At 63.3% G+C, this 17,907-nt stretch carries 17 protein-coding genes; 2 read left to right on the top strand and 15 right to left on the bottom strand.

Annotated features, from left to right (window positions below):
* Position 1: 1 nt before the first annotated feature.
* Positions 2–1,075 carry a GNAT family N-acetyltransferase gene (locus tag DMB80_RS00975; RefSeq protein ID WP_205538420.1) on the top strand — a complete coding sequence of 358 codons (1,074 nt, stop codon included), beginning with the start codon at positions 2–4 and terminating at the stop codon, positions 1,073–1,075.
* A gap of 17 nt (positions 1,076–1,092) precedes the next feature.
* On the opposite strand, the gene DMB80_RS00970 is transcribed toward DMB80_RS00975, so the two are convergent.
* From DMB80_RS00970 to DMB80_RS27940, 5 genes are read right to left on the bottom strand one after another with little or no spacing between them, the layout of a single operon-like run.
* Entirely contained in the window at positions 1,093–2,451 is a 1,359-nt protein-coding gene (locus DMB80_RS00970; protein ID WP_111508156.1) for a lipopolysaccharide biosynthesis protein, read from the bottom strand.
* Positions 2,451–3,332 (bottom strand): polysaccharide deacetylase family protein, encoded by an 882-nt coding sequence (locus tag DMB80_RS00965; protein WP_111508155.1) that lies wholly within the window; start codon positions 3,330–3,332, stop codon positions 2,451–2,453. The genes DMB80_RS00970 and DMB80_RS00965 overlap by 1 nt, the downstream gene beginning before the upstream one ends.
* A 47-nt stretch (positions 3,333–3,379) precedes the next feature.
* A complete protein-coding gene (locus DMB80_RS00960) occupies positions 3,380–4,243 on the bottom strand; it encodes a glycosyltransferase family 2 protein (RefSeq protein ID WP_111508154.1) in 864 nt (287 codons plus the stop codon).
* Positions 4,240–5,151 (bottom strand): glycosyltransferase family 2 protein, encoded by a 912-nt coding sequence (locus DMB80_RS27945; RefSeq protein WP_162938361.1) that lies wholly within the window; start codon positions 5,149–5,151, stop codon positions 4,240–4,242. Before DMB80_RS27945 ends, DMB80_RS00960 begins: the two co-directional genes overlap by 4 nt.
* A 14-nt stretch (positions 5,152–5,165) precedes the next feature.
* Positions 5,166–6,362 (bottom strand): hypothetical protein, encoded by a 1,197-nt coding sequence (locus DMB80_RS27940; protein WP_162938360.1) that lies wholly within the window; start codon positions 6,360–6,362, stop codon positions 5,166–5,168.
* A gap of 332 nt (positions 6,363–6,694) precedes the next feature.
* On the opposite strand from DMB80_RS27940, the gene DMB80_RS00950 reads away from it, so the two are divergent.
* Positions 6,695–7,765: a cellulase family glycosylhydrolase gene (locus DMB80_RS00950; protein WP_162938359.1), complete on the top strand. Its 1,071-nt coding sequence runs from the start codon at positions 6,695–6,697 to the stop codon at positions 7,763–7,765.
* Here the strand turns inward: DMB80_RS00950 and DMB80_RS00945 are convergent.
* From DMB80_RS00945 to DMB80_RS00900, 10 genes are all read right to left on the bottom strand, one after another.
* Positions 7,712–8,503: an LbetaH domain-containing protein gene (locus DMB80_RS00945; RefSeq protein ID WP_111508152.1), complete on the bottom strand. Its 792-nt coding sequence runs from the start codon at positions 8,501–8,503 to the stop codon at positions 7,712–7,714. The two genes, DMB80_RS00950 and DMB80_RS00945, sit on opposite strands and share 54 nt — an antisense overlap.
* Positions 8,504–8,518: 15 nt before the next feature.
* Positions 8,519–9,433: a GDP-L-fucose synthase family protein gene (locus DMB80_RS00940; RefSeq protein WP_476703723.1), complete on the bottom strand. Its 915-nt coding sequence runs from the start codon at positions 9,431–9,433 to the stop codon at positions 8,519–8,521.
* Between the two features lie 42 nt (positions 9,434–9,475).
* The gene (locus DMB80_RS00935) at positions 9,476–10,060 is read right to left on the bottom strand and encodes an LbetaH domain-containing protein (RefSeq protein WP_420812089.1); all 585 of its coding nucleotides are present in this window, start codon (positions 10,058–10,060) and stop codon (positions 9,476–9,478) included.
* On the bottom strand, positions 10,057–11,391 hold the full coding sequence (locus tag DMB80_RS00930; RefSeq protein WP_162938358.1) for a Wzz/FepE/Etk N-terminal domain-containing protein: 1,335 nt from the start codon (positions 11,389–11,391) through the stop codon (positions 10,057–10,059). The genes DMB80_RS00935 and DMB80_RS00930 overlap by 4 nt, the downstream gene beginning before the upstream one ends.
* Positions 11,391–12,803 carry a cellulose synthase operon protein YhjQ/BcsQ gene (locus DMB80_RS00925; RefSeq protein WP_111508149.1) on the bottom strand — a complete coding sequence of 471 codons (1,413 nt, stop codon included), beginning with the start codon at positions 12,801–12,803 and terminating at the stop codon, positions 11,391–11,393. The genes DMB80_RS00930 and DMB80_RS00925 overlap by 1 nt, the downstream gene beginning before the upstream one ends.
* A complete protein-coding gene (locus DMB80_RS00920) occupies positions 12,800–13,432 on the bottom strand; it encodes an SGNH/GDSL hydrolase family protein (protein WP_162938357.1) in 633 nt (210 codons plus the stop codon). Before DMB80_RS00920 ends, DMB80_RS00925 begins: the two co-directional genes overlap by 4 nt.
* 173 nt (positions 13,433–13,605) lie before the next feature.
* On the bottom strand, positions 13,606–14,247 hold the full coding sequence (locus tag DMB80_RS00915; protein ID WP_162938356.1) for an SGNH/GDSL hydrolase family protein: 642 nt from the start codon (positions 14,245–14,247) through the stop codon (positions 13,606–13,608).
* Between the two features lie 59 nt (positions 14,248–14,306).
* The gene (locus DMB80_RS00910; protein ID WP_111508146.1) at positions 14,307–15,434 is read right to left on the bottom strand and encodes a glycosyltransferase; all 1,128 of its coding nucleotides are present in this window, start codon (positions 15,432–15,434) and stop codon (positions 14,307–14,309) included.
* Between the two features lie 42 nt (positions 15,435–15,476).
* Complete coding sequence (gmd, locus tag DMB80_RS00905) at positions 15,477–16,499, bottom strand: GDP-mannose 4,6-dehydratase (RefSeq protein WP_048421829.1); 1,023 nt, start codon at positions 16,497–16,499, stop codon at positions 15,477–15,479.
* Complete coding sequence (locus DMB80_RS00900) at positions 16,496–17,884, bottom strand: glycosyltransferase family 4 protein (RefSeq protein ID WP_162938355.1); 1,389 nt, start codon at positions 17,882–17,884, stop codon at positions 16,496–16,498. Before DMB80_RS00900 ends, gmd begins: the two co-directional genes overlap by 4 nt.
* Positions 17,885–17,907: the final 23 nt, after the last annotated feature.

The raw sequence follows: 17,907 nt of genomic DNA, 5'->3' as shown, positions 1-17,907 counted from the left end.
TGTGGGGTGGACACTGACGGATTTCACTGCGCTCGATGCGAATCAACGCAAGGCGTGGTCGGAGGTCCGCGACAGCAACCCGGCGCTCGACAGCCCGTACTTTCATCCGGCCTTCGCCGGGGCGGTGCACGACATGTTCGGCGACGTACAGGTGGCGGTGAACGACGGTCATACCTGGTTCCCGATCCAGGTGCACAAGCGGCGAGCCCGGCCGGTCGGCTGGCCAGGTGCCGACTTCCAAGGACCGGTGACTGCGCCGGGTGTGGCGGTGGATCCCCTTGAATTGGTGCGCACCACAGGGCTGCACGCGCTGACGTTCGACCACATCTCAGAATCACGCAGCGAGTTCGCACCGTGGTCCGACGGCCGTGTGGAAGCGCCCTTCATCGACGTCACTGGTGGTCTCGACGGCTACGTGGGTCGAATCAGCAAAGCAAGTCGGGACAAGTTGTCGCGAGTGCGCAGGATGACCAACAAGGCAACACGTCAACTCGGCGACGTACGTCTCGTGTGGGATGTCCAGGACCCCCGGCTGCTGGACTGGTTGATCGACACCAAACGCGAACAGTACGCAGCGACCGGAGCTTACGACTTCTTCGCCATGAGTCGTCGTCGGGACTTGATCCACCATCTGGCTCAGACCAGAATCGATGGCTTCGCCGGCGTACTGTCAGCGGTCTACGCCGGCGATACGCCGCTCGCGGCGCACTTCGGTCTTCGCGACGGTCCGGTGTTGCATTGGTGGTTCCCGGTGTTCGACCGGTCGTTCGCCGAGTTCGCACCGGGGTGGATTCTGTTGCGCGAACTCATCTCTGCCGCCCCGCAGCTCGGGTTGGCTCGCATCGATCTAGGCCCCGGCGAGGAGGACTACAAGCGGCGGGCGATGACCGGCGCGGTGTCAGTGGCCCGGGGTCAGGTCACGGCCACGCCATGGCGGCGAACGCTCCGGACAGCTCGCATCACTGCCGAGCGAACCGCGATCGCACGACTGAGGAACTCCCCGCTCAAGCCGACACTGAGTGCGATGCGGGCGACGGGATACCGCGCCCTGGCTGCGCGCCATGCACGCAGATAGCTGTTGTGTGCCAGTCGTCATCTCTGTGTGCTGCCGTCGCGAATGTCCATCTCTCGAGCCCTGAGCATCCGCGGAATCCAGACGAAGTCTGGGATCACCTGCGCCAGGACCATGGCAACCGCTGCTGCGGCTACGACTCCGGCGGCGCCCCACCGTGCACCCCACCAGATGCCCAGCAGCACGGCCGTCACTCCCATGACCGTGATACACAACGATTGCCACCGGGCCTCACGCGGCATCGTCAGCATCACCCCGCCGGGCAGGTGGACACATTCGACGAACAGCATGATGGCGAACGCAACCGCCAAGGCCCGCGGCGCGACAATCTGGCCGCCCGACAACACGGAGGTGGCCCACGGTGCAAAAGCCACGATCCCGACGCCGGCGACTGCGGACGAGAACCCGAACACGGCGACCGACCGCAGCCACAACTGGGTAGAAGCGATGGTGGCTGTTCGGCGCTTGACGAACACCGGCCACAGCGCCATCCCTGCCGTGTCGAAAACCATCCACACCACGCCGAAAATCTGTGCGGTCAACGCATAGCGCGAGAGCTCCTGTGGTGTCGATACGTGCGAGAGGACCAGTCGGTGCGAGTGAAGGCCGAGCGGCAGTCCGATACTCAACACGAACATCCACAACGATCCGTGCAGAACCTTGCGTCTCGAGAATTCCGCGCTGGGGCGCGCGAACGCCGCCCACCCGAGACCACTGACCCGCAGAGCGAAGATCGTGGCGACACAGTTTCCAGCGAGAACTCCGCCGGCGCCGGATATCGCGTACCAGATACCCTCTGCACCTGTTGTTTTCAGCAACAGCGTCAGCAACAGGGTGAATGCCGCATTGGCGATGGTCATCAGCACCGCCACCGGGTTCATGTTCAAACCGATGATGATCCGGATACCGATACCAGCGGGAATTCCCAGAGCGATCAGACACACGGCCACAGTGATCGCGATGCGGTCGGCCGAGCCCGTGTTCGTCCCGATCAGCAGGTGCCATGAATCCGTGGCCATGACCGCGACGCTGACCAGGATCAGCCCGGCTGCAACGGCACTGAGCATTCGCACACCGCGCTGCACGGTGGCCAGAGCCACTCCGTCGTCAGTCAACCGACCGGGCCGCGAGCAGGCACTGGTCACCACGGCGCCGATCCCGAGATCCGCAAACGGGATGAGCAGACTGAGGGTCGTGATGAGTGAGACGACGCCGAACACGCCCTCTCCGGTCTGGCGCACGATCATTGCGGTGTTGACCAGTCCGATCAGTGCCACCAACGGCGTTCCGACGATGCGAAACGCCGTGCCCAGGACAATCGCCCTACGCTCGATCGGCTGCAGCGACGCGTCATACCGGACGGTGTCAGCGGACGTCATCACTGCGTCCTGTCTGGATCCTCGTCCAGAGCTCGCTCACCGGAGCCACACCATGTCGACAGGGAGAAGTAGGCGGCGCGCCGCACCTGGCCCGATTCCAGCAGCCCGGAGACGGTGGTGCTCTGCAGAGTGCGCCGCTTCAACCCATCGACGATCAACTCTGCGGCAACGGCCCGATCGAACGAACAACCGGGATCATCTGCGAGGGTGTCATGCAACAGCACAATGCTCCCTGGCTCAGTTCGGTCGATCACCTCGGATGCCACCTCGCGCTCCCCCAGCCCGCTCCAGTCGAAGCTGTCCAGATCCCACATCACCGTCTCGAGGCCGGCATCGCGCTCACCCAGGAACGAGCCCACAGTCTGAGCGCCGAACGGGGGACGGAAATACTTCACCGGTTCACCGGAGATCGTTGCGAGCTCTGATGCCGCTGCGGCGAGCATCCGTCGCGTCGATCGCCGGGAACCGCCGGCGAGCCGACGGTGGTCGAAACCGTGCAGACCGATCTCGTGTCCCTCCGCGACGACGCGATGCACCAATCCCGGCAGCCGACGCGCATTCTCCACCAACATGAAAAACGTTGCATGTGAGCGATAGTGGGCAAGAATGTCCAGTATCTTGGGGGTCCACTCACTGCACGGACCGTCATCGAAGGTCAACGCCACGAGTGGCTTATACGTCCGCACACTGCGGATCGACCCCCAACGGTTACCGACGACAGCATCAACGGCACTGTGCGCGGCGCGCTGCAGGCCACTCTTACGGGCAAACGGATCGTTCATTACTCCCCCAGAAACACCCTCGAACGACAAACTTTTGGTGGCCCTTCGGCTGGGCCCGCAGATCTCCTCGCCCCCCGGCGATACGAACCCGGCGATCATCCCTCGTCGTCCTGCACGACAGGGAAGCACCCGATGTCCGGTCACTGTCACAGTGGCGCCTCGCTACACGGAATTCTCCGTCGGAACTTGGTGCTGAGCGCGCGAACCGACCACGCTCTGATGGCGGTCACTGCTGGATGCACCGCGATCCTTGCTTTCACCGCATGTTCCCAGCAGCGCAGGAGAGCGCGCGAGGTCAGCCTTCCGCCGAACGGATAGCAGCCGACCAAGTCCCAGATCCTCCGCATGTCGTCGAAGACGTCATCCACCGAGCGTGCCGAGCCGGCACCCGTGATATCGAAATCGGTGACCACGCGCTCGATGGTGATGGGTTCGAGCACCAACGCGGCGCGCAGCATGAAAAGTTGATCGGCAGCGATGTCGAACTCGAGATCGTATCCACCGATTTTTCTGACCAGGGACGATCCAAAGAAGGCTGCTTGATGCGGGATGGTCGCCTGGATCATCAGAAACCTCCGCATGTCAAAAGGCATGGGTGCCTGCAACCCGACGCTGACCCCGTCGGGCCCGATCAGGTTTTCCATGCCGTATCCCCACAGGTCGCTCACGGGACCACGATTCGCGATCTCCTGCACTACGTGGGCCAGCGAGTAGGGATCAGAGAAGCGGTCACGAGAATGGAGGAACCACAGCAGATCTCCCGATGCACGAGCGATCCCCTGGTTCATCGCGTCGTACCTCCCGGCATCGGGCTCGGACTGCCAGTACCCCAAGCCGGTTTCGATCTGACGCAGGTAGTCCACGACGTCGTCACCCGATCCACCGTCGATCACGATGTGTTCGACGGGTCCCGGGTACCGCTGGGCCCGAACGCTGTCGACGGTCCGCTTGAGACCGTCGAGGTCGTTCAAGGTGATGGTGATCACCGAGACGGTCGGAGCAGAGCTCATTGATCCTTCTCCGTCGACAGTCTTCTCAGCGAGCCTCGCACCTTTCTCAGCGCGATACGTGTAGTCGCCGTCGAGACGTAGACCCATGCCCAGATCCCTGGGCGACCCCATCGCACACTCGCGACGATCGATCGAAGAACGCTCCGGAACGAGCCTGCTTCGAGCGCCGAACTGACGGGGCTGTAGAGAAAGTAGTCACCTCGCACGCGCTTGGATTCGTCAGCGAGCTCACTTTTCCCCCAGTCGATGTAGTCGGCACTCCGATCCACCCCCGGACGTGACTCCGAGTTGGCCGTCACGTTGACCTCGACGAGGCAGTCAGGAAGCTGAAGGATCGGTAGATCGGGTAGTTCGCGCTGAACCCTCATCAACCACGAAGGGTCATCGTGGATGGAGCCCGCCGATACCGACAGCGGCACCGCATCTGCAACCGCCCTGGGAAACATGAGTGTCGGCACCGCGATCGACGGTCGCGCTCGTCTCATCGAGGCCAGTTGCATCAGGTACGGAGCCACCCGTTCATGCGGACCGATCAACCTGCGCGGCATCGTCAGCGGCTTGCGACCGTCTGCCCGTCGCTCGTACCGACAGGAAACGATCCAACGGTCCAGACGACGCGGCACCGCGGCGAGTTGTCTCTCGAGTTTGGCCTTCCTCCAGGAATCGTCATCGTCGAGCAGGGCGATGATACTGCCGCTCGCCGAATCGATCCCCAGCTGTCTGGCGCGGCCGGGACCCTCGCCACCCGATGTCCGCAGTACCCGGATAGCCTCGGAGTTAGGCAATTCCGGTTCGCTGTCGGAATCGACCACGACGATGACCTCGAGGGGTGGGACGGTCTGATTCAGCGCCGATTCGACCGCGATGCGCAAACTCGCTCTGCCGACAGTGGGAATGATGACGCTCACGCTGGGTTCGGTAGTCAACGGAGAAAACCCTTCTCGTCGAAGTTCGAGTACGAGGGCATGTGCCTCGCAGCGAAGACAACTGCGAGCATGGCGAAGCCCGAAAGGGATCCGTAGGACCAGGGCGAGAAGAGCAGATCCCACACCGCCTGCAGCGACACGGCAATCACCAGAACGGACCAACGCCCATATCGAGGCGCGTTCCAGATCATGGCCAGCGCCGCGATCATCAGTCCCAGCGGAAGCAGCGCGGCGAAGAGTCCACCTTCCGCCCATGCACCGAGTAACACGGAGTGGAGCGAAACGTCTCCATTGGCGAAGTACCAGCCGCTCTCGATGGGTACGGCAGGATCGAAGCCGAGGGCGATTGCCAGCGACTTGGCGCGGTCGAAAGCCTCCGCGCTGATGTTGTTCGCACTGGCCCAGCCGAACCACGGGCGCTCGAGGATGGCCGACATCGACAGCGGAGACTCCGTCCGCCCGGCTAGTATCAGCGGAACACCCTCGGCGAGTTGCGTTTCCGTCTTTCGCCCGATCGCATCGCCGAGGAGCCCGTCGGCGGCCAGGCGTGGCACGATGGCATACATTGCTGTCCCCGACAGCGCGACGAGTGCGACTTGCACCCATCGGGGAACTCGGTTGCCGGCGACCCATCCCACCAGCGCTATCACGGTCGCGAGCGCGCAATTGGTCGCCAGTGAACGGTAACCAGCGCTCAGACTGTAGGCCGCGACGAGCAATAGCGCCAACGCTTGAAGCGGAAGAGGCACCTTCATGAGAACCAGGCAGAAGATCAGGACGAGCACAATCCATTGCCCGAAGCCATATTTCCACAACTCCGCGGTCGAATCATAGGTGTCGGCGGATGCCCCGACATGGAAGACGCTGTACGCCGCTGCGCCGATCGCGATTCCGCAGTAGATCGCGAAGATGCGGAGGAGGTCCCTGCCGGCGAGTACCAGGAATCCCGCGAAGTAGACCGCGAACGCCGCCCACTGCTGCACTCGCTGATCGACGAGACTCAGATGGTTGATCTGGGCCGAAATGCAGAACGCAGCGAATCCGGTCAGGGCGAGGACGAGCGGTAGCCACTGGCCGAGCGTCGGGCGGGTCAAGAGCAACGCCGGCGCCAGCAGAAGGCAAATCGGGGCCAGCATCGTCAACGTGAACCCTTGGATCTGAATCGCTGTCGTCGCACCCAGCGCGATCAGCACAACGACGGTGAGCGCTCGGCGTGCGGTCTCCCGCCGCCTCTCGAGTGACCCGCGCGAAGGAGCGACGACGTGTGAGACGAGCGAGTTCTCGGCGTTCTGACCGCTGATGAGCCTGGGCTGCGTGACCACGCCGTTCATCGGGGCAGTCCGACGCCGGCGAACAGTGCGTGCGCGACGCGCCCATTGCAGATCAGCCGACCGCGGGGCATTCTTGCTCGGAGAGAACCGGTGACGCCGCACTCTCGGGTTGTCGATCGAAGGGGAGCCAGACGGTGAATGTCCTGAGAGGCCAACGCCCCGCTCCGGTTCCACGATTGGCCGTAGGCGTCATCGTGGGTCTGGTCATCGCAATCGTCGGATGCCAGACGGTCGGGCCGCCTGATTCTTTCGCGAGGCCCCTGCCCTCGACTGCGGCACTGCCGCCGGGCCTCGTAGGGGTGACAGCCGTCACGCTGACCGACCCCGCTACCAGAGACAGACAATACGATCAGATTGCAGCCGATCGTTTCAGTGCCGTTCGGCTTCAGATCGAGTGGGACCTCATCGAGCGATCCCCGGGCCGATTCGACTGGGCTGAAACGGATTCGCTCGTCAATGGCGCAGCCAGCCGAGGCCTGACTGTCCTCGGCGTGCTCTCCTATGCGCCCTCCTGGGCCGTTCCCCCTCAATACCGGGACCTCGTCCACCCGGCACCGGCCGACGCGGGCCCCTGGGCCGATTTCGTTGCCCAAGCCGCCAAGCGCTACTCGAATGTCATTCACAGCTGGGAGATCTGGAACGAGCCGAACATCGACGACAGCTTTGCGCCGGGGCCCAATCTGGCCTTGTACTCGTCGATGCTCAAGGAATCCTATCGGGCCATCAAGAGTGTCGATCCACAATCCGTGGTGATCACCGGCGGTACGTCCCCGGCCGTGGACAATCCGACGGAGATGTCGCCTGTCACCTTCATCAGGGGGTTGTACGACAATGGCGCAGGCGAATTCTTCGACGCGGTCGCCATGCACCCGTACAGCACACCGGAGCTCCTGACCACCGAAGGAACGTCGGATACGTCGAACTCGAATCGAGCGATCAAAGACGTCAGCGATCTGATGGCCAACGAGGGCCAGGGCGGGAAGCGGATCTGGTTCACCGAATTCGGCGCGTCGACCGCCACCCCCGGAGCTGTCGCTCCCGATCTCTCCGGTCAGCAGGTCGGCGTGTCCCCGCAGCGTCAGAGTGAAATCCTGACCAACGGGATAAGTTACCTGCGGTCTCTTCACAATGGGGGCCCCATCTTCCTCTTCGACTTCCGCGATGTCGAAACGGGAAGTCGCAACGTGCAATACAACTACGGTCTGGTCCGATCAGATTTCACAGCCAAGCCGGCGCTCGCAGCCGTCCAAGCCCTCCTCGGTTGATGGTGGCGCCGGTGAGACGACGAATCCTCGACGGTTGCCGTTCGACCGCATACTCCGGGGAAGGTCAACCCTCAGCGTCGTCGTTGCGCTCTCCTCTCGCTCGAACCAACTGCCGCCCTCCAACGAAATCGATCTGATGAACTCCGCGGGAGACCCGGCGTAGACACCGGGAGCTTGATGCGCCTTTCTCGGCCTGCTCAACATAGAGTTCGCGACCAGCAGCGAATGAGGCGGCAGCACTGCACCCTTCAGTAGCAGACAGTTGGTCAGCACTACTGAACGTTCACCGATGCTGACCCATCCTGCGGACTGCACGTCGAGCATGATGTCGATCTCGTGGCTGAGAATGGTGGTCCGTTGGCCGGCGATACCAGACATGTCGCCGAGCGCCACATTTCCGGAGCAATCGATGTTGTGTCGACTCGTGATGATCGCGCCGTCACCCATGACGAGAACCCCGACATCTGGATGCAACGCTTGATAGGCGGGATGCGCGGAGATCGTGTTGAGCGATCCGATCGATGCCCCGTCGCCCACCTTCAGCAGGCGAATACGGCGAAAGATGTTCAGCGGAGCGATCATTGCATTCTCACCGATGACAGCACGGCCGACATTCACCGCCAGGAGCGGCGCGATGTGCGCAGACGCAGCAACATCATGGCCGAACATCCGCAAGAGCCTGTTCTTCAGCCCGCTGCCCGGCAGAAGCCAGACGAGCATCTCGACCTTCTTCTTCACGAACCGGCCTCCTTCTCAACGAACGCCGGGGTGCGACTCGACGAACCAGGCATACATTTTCTTCAGCCCGGACTCGATCGAGAGAGTCGGCTGCCAACCGAGGGCCCTCAACTTACTGTTGTCCATGAGCTTGCGCGGCGTGCCGTCTGGCCGGGTTGCGTCGAACTCGACCTCGCCGTCGTATCCGACGACCATCCGCATCAGGAGTGCTAGATCACGAATCGAAATCTCCTGCCCTGAACCCACGTTGATGATGCCGCGGCCGTCATAGTTGCGGAGGAGGAAGACACAGGCATCTGCCAGGTCATCGGCGTCGATGAGCTCTCGCAGGGGTGATCCGCTCCCCCACACGACGACCTTCGGCTGGCCCGATAGCTTCGCCTCGTGGAAACGGCGCATCAAGCCTGCGACGACGTGAGAGTGTTCCGGGTGGAAGTTGTCCCCTATCCCGTACACGTTCGACGGCATCACCGCGAATGCGTGGAAGCCGTATTGCTCCGCATAGGCCTCACACATCGTGATGCCCGCGATCTTCGCGACTGCGTACGGCCGATTCGTCTCCTCCAGTGCACCGGTGAGGAGCGCCTCCTCCGTGATCGGTTGTTCCGCGTGTTTGGGATAGATGCAACTCGATCCGAGGAACATGAACTTCTGAGTTCCGTTGCGGTAGGCGGAGTCGATGACATTCGTCTGAATCATCAGATTCTCGCGAATGAAGTCGGCGCCCAACGTCGCGTTCGCGATGATGCCGCCGACCTTCGCAGCAGCGAGCACCACGACATCGGGGCGCTCTGCAGCGAAGAATTGCTCCACCGCCGCCGCATCGTCCAAGGACAGTTCATCGTGAGAGCGGGTGACAACATGGGCGTACCCCTCCTCGAGGAGGCGACGCGTGATGGCTGATCCGACCATGCCGCGGTGTCCGGCCACGTAGATCTTGGGTTCGTTGTACACAGTTGCCTCTCGTTCGGTTCAGGAACGCTGGACGCGCGATTCGCTCGCAAGCAGGGTCGTCTCGGGGGGCACATCGCCGCTCGCCACCACCGTTGCTCCGATGGTGACACCGTCTCCGATGCATGTCCCTCGCAGGACGGTCGCACGCGTCGCGACCCACACAGAATCTCCGATGACGATGGGAGCGTTGTCGAATTCGAATGTGGGACTGCGTCGGTCATGGCTTCCGGTGCAGATGAGCACTCCCTGGGAGATGCAGGTGTTGGACCCTATCGTCACGCGCTCGAGGTTCAGTATCCACACCTCCTCGCCTATCCACGAGTTGGCTCCGACCTCCAGTTTCCACGGCCAGTGGATCTTGACCTGGTGTCGAATCAGGACTCCGGCACCGATTCTGGCACCGAAGATCCGAAGAACCATGATTCGAAATCGGTTGGGGCACCACCACTTCATCAGAATTTCTCGTGCAATCAGCCACAGAACCTGGACGCCGATGCTGCGGCCGCGCTCGTATCCCCGCCCGGTGAACCCATCGAGGGAGAAGCGGCGGCCCGGCTCCGACATCGTGCCGGGAATCCGGTCGACACAGGCCAGCTCGTTCATCGGAAGCCTTTCGACGTCTGCTGGAGATGCTCGGGGGCCTTTACCTTGGCCATCACCACGGCCAGGAGATGAGCCCGCGCCGCGGTGAGTTCGCCGATGGCTCTGGTCACGTCTCCGCGGTGTGACCTCGACGTGTCGACAACCAACAGATCGGCATCGACGACCGCTGACAAGACCGACGCAGCGCTGCTGTCGTTCACGGACCCGGTCACGATCACCACGCGATCGAACTCCTTGCGAAGGTCGTCGACGAAAGCGCTCATCGCCGCCGATGAGAGCAACGCCTCGATGGCATGGCTCCCGCCGTGAGTGACGACGGACAACCGGGGACGGACGGTGCTGTGGAGCACGTCATCGAATCCTGCACGGCCGCCGAGCAGATCTGTCAGTCCCGGGCTGTCACCTGCCACGCCGAACCAGGTGGCGTCCAGTGAGGAATCTGCGCTGATGAGTGCGGTGCTGCGTCCCGTTTCGGCGAATGCCGCAGCGATACCGCCTCCGAGCGCGACGGCTGCTCGACCAGCGGTAGCCGGTGCTACGAGGAGGACCTGCGGCGCTGGATCATGCGCATCCAGCTGCACCCGGAGGCGTCGAAGACCCTCTGACTCCTCAGAGCACGAGGTGTCGAACAGGTTGTGCTGGGGAGAGGCGTCAGGATCAGGCACCAGCAGAGGGCCTGAAGTAGGTGCACCCGTGAGCCGGCCGAGTTCTTCGGCCGAAGTGATGCGTCGCGATATGACAGGGATCAACGAAAGGCACAGCAGGCCGATCATCAGGCCGCCGATGCACCCGTACACGGCGTTCGTGACGACATTCGGAGAACTCGGTGTCGTCGGTATCTGGGCGCGGTTCACCACTGTGATCGTCGCGCGAGGCGTGCTCTCTCCGACCGGCGTCTCCAGCGGACCCGCGTACTGGATGAACTCTTCCGCCAGCGCGTTCGCGATTTCCGTGGCGCGTTCAGGAGACGGATCGGTTGCGGACAGATCGAGGAGCACCGTTCGCGGCACGATGGCAGCGTTCACCCTCGACGACAGCTCATCGGCCGACAACTGCAGATGCAATCTGTCGATGACGCGCCTGGTCAATTGCTGACCAGAGATCATCTGTGCGTATGACTGAACGCGCTGCTCTGAGAACTGGCCGCCGGAGTAGGCCTCAGATGAGCTGTTGCCCCCGCCGGTGGCCGCGACGAACAGTCTTGTCGTCGCGGTGTATTCACGAACCTCGTGACTGCTCCACAGGTTCCCGACGAAGATTCCGATGAGCGCGGTGATCGCGAGTACCCACCACCTACGCCGTATCGCGCTGACGACGGTCTGGAAGTCCATCACGGTCTCCTCGTTGGAATCGAAGTTGGGAATGCCTGCCGGCCGGACGATCCGGCGGCGTCGTCGACGGGACTTTCGCTGCGGCCCAGACGACCTCGTCGCTGCGCGGGAGCGCTCTGGACGACGAACACCACCCCGAGCACCTGTCCGGCCGCGAGCGTCAACTGTTGGCATGCCGAACGCAACGCATCGAATGTGGTCTGTCGCGCCCTGGCGACAAGCACGACGGCATCGGCGTGTCGAACTAATCGCACTGCATCGCTGAACTCGATCACCGCGGGGGTGTCCACGATGACCCAGTCGTATCTGCTGCGGAGTTCGTCGAACATTCGCGCCGTGCCCGGGTGATCAGCTGTCGCTCCCGGGTCTCCCTCGTTCGGACCGAACGGGATGACGGTGATTCCGCGCCACTGCGCGAAAGCCATCGTCTGCACAGCGATCCGCGACTGGTGCTGCGACGCACCGCCGTGGACGAGCCCGCTGACGGTCTGCGCGTCGTCCAGCCCGAGAGCCCGGGCCAACTGAGAGCTTCGCGAATCGAAGTCGACGATGGCGACGGTGGAACCTCTGCTGGCCAGTGCTCGTGCCGCGATCAGGGCGATGCCGGTTTTTCCTGCGGCTCGTTCGGCCGAGGCCACCATGATGACCTTTGATCCGAGGATCGCGAGCCGGTCCAAGGTGCCTCGAAGCTGCCGGCCGGACTCTTCGTCCCACGGTCGAGATTCCGGGGACTGCCACGGCACCGAACGGACAGTCGCCAGCACAGGAGTCTCTGTGGCTTCCGCGGCATCCTCGGGGCGACGAATCCGCCCGTCGAGGAGGGCCACGACCACGGCGACGAAAGCACCGGCGATCAGGCCGATGACTGCTGCGATGCCGAGGACCAGCCCGAGCGGCAACATCCCGGCCCGTCCCTCCGAGGACGGCGCCCTCACGGGAATCAAGTCCACCCGGGGAGCCAATCCCGCCGACACCGTTTCCAGCGCGTTGATACTTCGGCGAAGCTCCTCGATGTAAGCGTTGCCTATCGCTTGGGCCTGCAGCGGGGTGTCACCCGTCGTCGTCAATTGCAAGAGCACGGTGTCATGGACCGGGGAGAGGTTGGCGCGGTCGATCATCTCCTCTGGGGCGATGTCCATTCCGAGGTCGTCGATCACCCTCTTGGCGATCTCCGGACTCCTACTCAGGGCGAAGTAGGTGTCGGCTCGCTGCCTGGCATAGTCGTCCCCCTCGTAGAAGCTCCGCTCGTCGTCCCGAGGGGTCGTCACGAAAAGCACTGCCTTGGCAGCATATTCGGGCGGCTTCGCGATGAAGAACAACGCTGTTGTGAGAACCGACAGCAGGGTGAACGCGACGGGGATCCGCCACCAGCACCGGAGCACGAACACGTAATCAGTCAGAGTCGAGTTCATGATGGATGCGTGACCCCCTGCGCCTTCAATGCTCTGGTCAGCAGCTCAGCGATCTTCTTCACTCCGGCGAAGGTGGGGTGAATCCCGTCGTCGCCCACGTACGGCGATGTGTCGATACCGACGAACCAGCCCAGCGCTCCAGGATCGATGAATTCGACATCGTCGAACTCGGGGTTGGAGCGAAGAACCGACCGGAACTCGTGGCCTATCGTCTCCCCCGCCAGAGATGGCGGCCTGATCACCGGCTCGTTGAGGAACCATGGTCCGATCACGATGACGTGGCTGTTCGGCCAGGATTCGACGACCTGCTTCACGGTGTAGGCGAAGATCGGATCGACGTCGGAGGTCGCGAACTGCATGTCATTTCGGCCACCGTCGAGGACCACCACGTCCGCCCGATACATCTCTCGCAGACGCGGTAACCGCTCTACGAACGATGTGGACGGCAAGTCGGGTTGGGTGACCTCGAGACGATGTCCGGGGCCCCCGCTGAGGTAGCCCGTTCCGCCCTCCGCAGCGATGTTGCATTCCCACCCCAGTGCCGTCGCCGTCAGGCAGCCGTAGCTCAGATCCGGCGTGGTCGGACCCTTGGTGTACGAGTCACCGATGAACAGGACAGCGGGTGCCACCCGACTCGGCAGGGTGGGTGGAGCAGCGATGGTCTGCAGTGGTGGCCCGTCTGAGCCCGTTGCAGATCCGTCCAGGATGACACGAGGGACAGCTATGGCAGCCGCGATCGAGAGGACGACGAGAAGAATCGTTGATCGACGGGGCATCGCGACGCAACCGTGGAATCCGGCGATCATGGGACGACCGTCCTGCTGGCACCGCGGATCTGTGCCAGGAGAAGTGGCCTCAAGCGTTGTGCCAGCACGGACTGACCCTCGTCGGTCGGTGCCACATTCCGCCGCATCAAACCGTCGGCAGCAAGCCATTTCTCCTCGATCAGAGACACATAGGTTGTGTGAGTGCCGTTGGCAGCTTTCGCGATATCCGAGTCGAGTGTCATGAAGACACCAGGCACCGGGTGCTGATGCCAGATGGGACCGAACACGACGAGCGAGGCGTCGGGGGCTCGTCTGCTGAGTTCGGTGAACAGATCGACGGCCGACTGAGTGATCTGTTGGTCGGGAAGCGCCACATCGCCGACACCACCGAAGACGACGATCACATCAGGCTTGGAGGCGAGGGCCTTGTCGACCTGGTCGGCGAAGTGTCCGCTCTGCCCCGCACGGCCGGCATAACTGGAGTTGGCCACTGCAACATTGGAGATGCTGAGCGGGGATGCGGCGGCAACCAGCGACGGCCATGTCACGTCGTTGTCGGAGCCCGCGCTGTACGAATCACCGATCACCGAAATGCGCAGCGGTCCATCAGCAGGGATGGATAGCGACTCTCCACCACGGCTCGTGAGAACGACGGTTACCCCGGCCGTCGCCGCCACGAGTAGAAATGCCAGCGCCACAGTCACGATCGCGGATCGCCACGAGGAATGCCGCAATGTCATGGCAGCCACCTGCGGAAATGTGCCGCGGCGGAGTAGCTCATCTCCAACCGTTGGCCCACATACGACATACCGAGGTCATGCTTGACGGCGCTGCGCCCACGTTCACCCAGTCTCCGTGCGATGTCCGGCGCTGAGAGTAGGTGGTCGACGGCCCGGGCAATGTTCGACGGTCCGGGTTCGATGACGATGCCGCAGTCGTATTTTCGGACCATGGGCGCCAACCCACACTGATCTGTCACGACGACGGGGAGGCCGACAGACATCGCTTCGAGCACGGCCATCGGGTAGGGCTCCGGGCTCAGCGACGGTAGTACGAATATGGATGCCTGCTGCATGCGTGCCGGACCCGCCCCACTTTCTACCGGGCCGGCCCAGTTGATGTTGGGCGCCTGGGCGGCAAGCTCCTGAACCTTCCTGCCTTCGCCTTCGTCCGGCCCGATGAGCGTGTAATCCGCGGTTATCCCTCTCGCGTTCAACTCTTTTGCTGCCGCGACGAAGTCAACGGGGCGCTTGCGCTGATGGAGCCGTGCCAAGTAGAGAACCTCGGGTACCCGCCGCGAGTGTGTCGCCGCCGGATACAGCGGTACGCCGTTCGGGAGCGGGGTGAGTCGAGCGTTCCCGCCGGCGATCTCATCGAGTGCGTCACGCTCATCCGTCGTCAGATAAAAGACTTCGTGTGCCTGGCACAACAGTTTCCGAACGATCGTGCGGTCGATCATCGGTGCGAGCGGATGTGCTTCCGGCAGGAGCATGCCGTGGGCCTGCAGCACATAGGGCAATCGCATCCGCATCATGGCCACTGCCAGTGGTAACAGGACGAGGTCGCGCGCGAGATGGACGTGTGCAGCGTGGAACTGGCTGTGCGACCGAAGGAACCATGTCACGAGACTGGGCGCAGACAGACCTGCGAACCCGACGCGAGGGACCAACCGCACAGCGGGCCGGACGACAAGTGGGTTACCCTCCGCCCAGGTGGGTCTCACGTCGAACCCTCGCTCCGCCGCCGCGAGTGTCACCGAGTGACCGCGGATGCGCAGTGCCGAGGCCTGATTGAGCGAGACCCGCACGGGTCCGCCGTACGCACCGTCCGGGGTGAGCAATGTGACCGCGTGGAGTATTCGCATGCACTCCGGGTCACCTGTCCGTGTCGCCATGGGATCGGTTCGCTATACCCGGCCGGCCAACTGGGGCGTATCGACCCATGGCGTGCCCGCACAGCGCAGAGCTTCGATATCGGCATCCACCATGATCGCGGCAAGATCAGGAGTTCGTACCTCGGCTTTCCAATCCAGCACTCGCGCTGCCTTCGATGCATCACCGATCAGCGCGTCGACCTCGGTCGGACGGACATATCCCAAGTCGAACCTCACGTGGTCCTGCCAATCGAGCCCCGCCCGTTCGAAAGCGATGCTCACGAAGTCCCGGACAGTGTGGCCCTGGCCTGTCGCCAGTACGTAGTCATCCGGCTCGTCGACCTGCAACATCCGCCACATGCCGTCCACGTACTCGGGTGCGTAACCCCAGTCACGGACGGCGTCGAGATTGCCCAGATACAGGTCGTCCTGCAGCCCGGCTTTGATCCGCGCGACCGCCCGGGTGATCTTCCGGGTCACGAACGTTTCGCCGCGGCGCGGGGATTCGTGGTTGAACAGTATTCCGTTCACCGCGAACATGCCGTAGGCCTCGCGGTAGTTCTTGGTGACCCAGTAGGAGTAGACCTTTGCGGCCCCGTAGGGCGACCGCGGATAGAACAGTGTCTCTTCGTTCTGAGGGGGCGGCGACGCGCCGAACATCTCCGAGCTCGACGCCTGATAGAACCGGCATTGCACTCCTGAGAGCCGCACCGCCTCCAACAGCCGGATCGACCCCATACCTGTCGTGTCGCCGGTGTGTTCCGGCTCGTCGAAGCTCACCCGGACATGCGATTGCGCGCCGAGGTTGTACACCTCGTCGGGCGAGATCTGGGACAGCAGCGTCACCAGACGGGCTCCGTCCCGGAGATCCCCGTAGTGCAGATGCAACCGGGCATCCGGATCGTGCGGATCCACGTAGAGATGGTCGATGCGCGAGGTGTTGAACGTCGATGATCGACGGATCAGGCCGTGCACCTCGTAGCCCTTGTCGAGGAGAAGCTCAGCGAGGTACGACCCGTCCTGGCCGGTGATCCCGGTGATGACAGCCTTCTTCATTCTTGTCCCTTCCTTCGTCCCGAGGAGTCGGCGAGCGCTTTGGCGAACGTCACGAAGTGCTGCCGGCCGCGACGTTCGGAGAACTCCGCCTGCCCGAGCCGCCTTGCGTTCTCGGTGAGGCGGACACGCAGCGCATCGTCGGACCGGATTTCACACAGGCCGCTGACGAGCGCTTCTGGATCGCCGTTCGGCACCAGCAATGCGGCGTCGCGTGAGCTCAACAACGATCCGGTGATACCGCTTTCGGCGACCGCCGCAAGGATGGGTCGCGATGCGGTCGTGTACGAGGTGAGCTTGCTGGGTAGCGACATCTCCCTGACCCCAGGGCGTTCGTGGACGAGTAGCACGTCTGCCGCAGCCAGGGTGAGTGGGTAGATCGCCTCGGCGACTGGATCGACGAACCGAACCCCGTCCAGTCCGCGGGCCTGGTGTTCCAACGCCTGCCTCGTGTTGCCGTCCCCCACGAACACGAACTCGAATTCGCCCGGGTAACGCACGGCAGCGACTCGGGCAGCCTTCAAGGCATGATCCAGGCCTTGTTTCATCCCCATGTTCCCGGTGTGCACAACAGTGAGACGGCCGGTGTCGCGCCAGCCCAGTGCGCGTCTGGCCGCCGCTGGAGCGAGATTCGCAGGAGTGACATGAGAGAACAGGGGTACCTCGACGATCCGTCGATCGTCCACTCCTCCCGCAACCAGCGCCGGCCGGAACCCCTCCGTGACGACGCCGACGCGGTCGGCGCGTCGCAGCACGGAATACTCAGCTGCTGCAATGTGATTCGCGACGCGTCCACCCGTACTTCCCGATTGAACCGCGGCTTTGCCCACCTGGTCATGCACGATGGCGCCGAACGGACGTCGACGCCGGCCCACCATGCCGGCCACCGCAGCGCCCAGCAACGGCGTCACGGCGATCACGATGTCGGCACGTGTCGCGAGGACAGCAGGAGCGCTCAGCGCCGCGAAACTCAGTTCCAGGCGCATTCGCCCGAGGAGGCCGGGATTGCGCGGAACCGCATGGCGTAGTCGCACGATGTCGACCGAGCCGGCACCCGTCGCTCGGGCCGGTGATTCACGCCATCTCAGCCCGGTCTGATACTGGGGGTCGACCACGCGCCACTCGGGGTAGTGCGGAACGCCGGTGACGACCTTCACAGCGGCGCCGGCATCGGCAAGGGTGTCGACGAGCAACGAGTTGTAGGGTGCGCTACCCGACGATTCGGGGCGGAAATGGCACGCGACCACGCACACCTGAAGGCCGGCCAACGAGTCCGCGCTGAATTCTGCACCGTATCGTGCGACAGAGTCCGACACGCTCGAGTCGGACATTCCGCCGACAGCATGTGAGTCGGTCATCTCGGCGTGCGTCACACTCGAGGACTTCATCAATGTTCCGTTCCGTGTCATGG

Source organism: Mycobacterium kyogaense (genome assembly GCF_003254575.1).
Lineage (GTDB): Bacteria > Actinomycetota > Actinomycetes > Mycobacteriales > Mycobacteriaceae > Mycobacterium > Mycobacterium kyogaense.
This window is presented reverse-complemented; position numbering and strand designations above follow the sequence as displayed.

Excerpts from the sequence above, each read along its gene's own strand:
- DMB80_RS00930 (WP_162938358.1), bottom strand. The coding sequence starts at position 11,391 with ATGGACTTCCAGACCGTCGTCAGCGCGATACGGCGTAGGTGGTGGGTA.
- DMB80_RS00970 (WP_111508156.1), bottom strand. The coding sequence starts at position 2,451 with ATGACGTCCGCTGACACCGTCCGGTATGACGCGTCGCTGCAGCCGATC.
- DMB80_RS00910 (WP_111508146.1), bottom strand. The coding sequence starts at position 15,434 with ATGCGAATACTCCACGCGGTCACATTGCTCACCCCGGACGGTGCGTAC.
- DMB80_RS00965 (WP_111508155.1), bottom strand. The coding sequence starts at position 3,332 with ATGATCGCCGGGTTCGTATCGCCGGGGGGCGAGGAGATCTGCGGGCCC.
- DMB80_RS00935 (WP_420812089.1), bottom strand. The coding sequence starts at position 10,060 with ATGAACGAGCTGGCCTGTGTCGACCGGATTCCCGGCACGATGTCGGAG.
- DMB80_RS00900 (WP_162938355.1), bottom strand. The coding sequence starts at position 17,884 with ATGAAGTCCTCGAGTGTGACGCACGCCGAGATGACCGACTCACATGCT.
- gmd (WP_048421829.1), bottom strand. The coding sequence starts at position 16,499 with ATGAAGAAGGCTGTCATCACCGGGATCACCGGCCAGGACGGGTCGTAC.
- DMB80_RS00960 (WP_111508154.1), bottom strand. The coding sequence starts at position 4,243 with ATGAGCTCTGCTCCGACCGTCTCGGTGATCACCATCACCTTGAACGAC.
- DMB80_RS00925 (WP_111508149.1), bottom strand. The coding sequence starts at position 12,803 with ATGAACTCGACTCTGACTGATTACGTGTTCGTGCTCCGGTGCTGGTGG.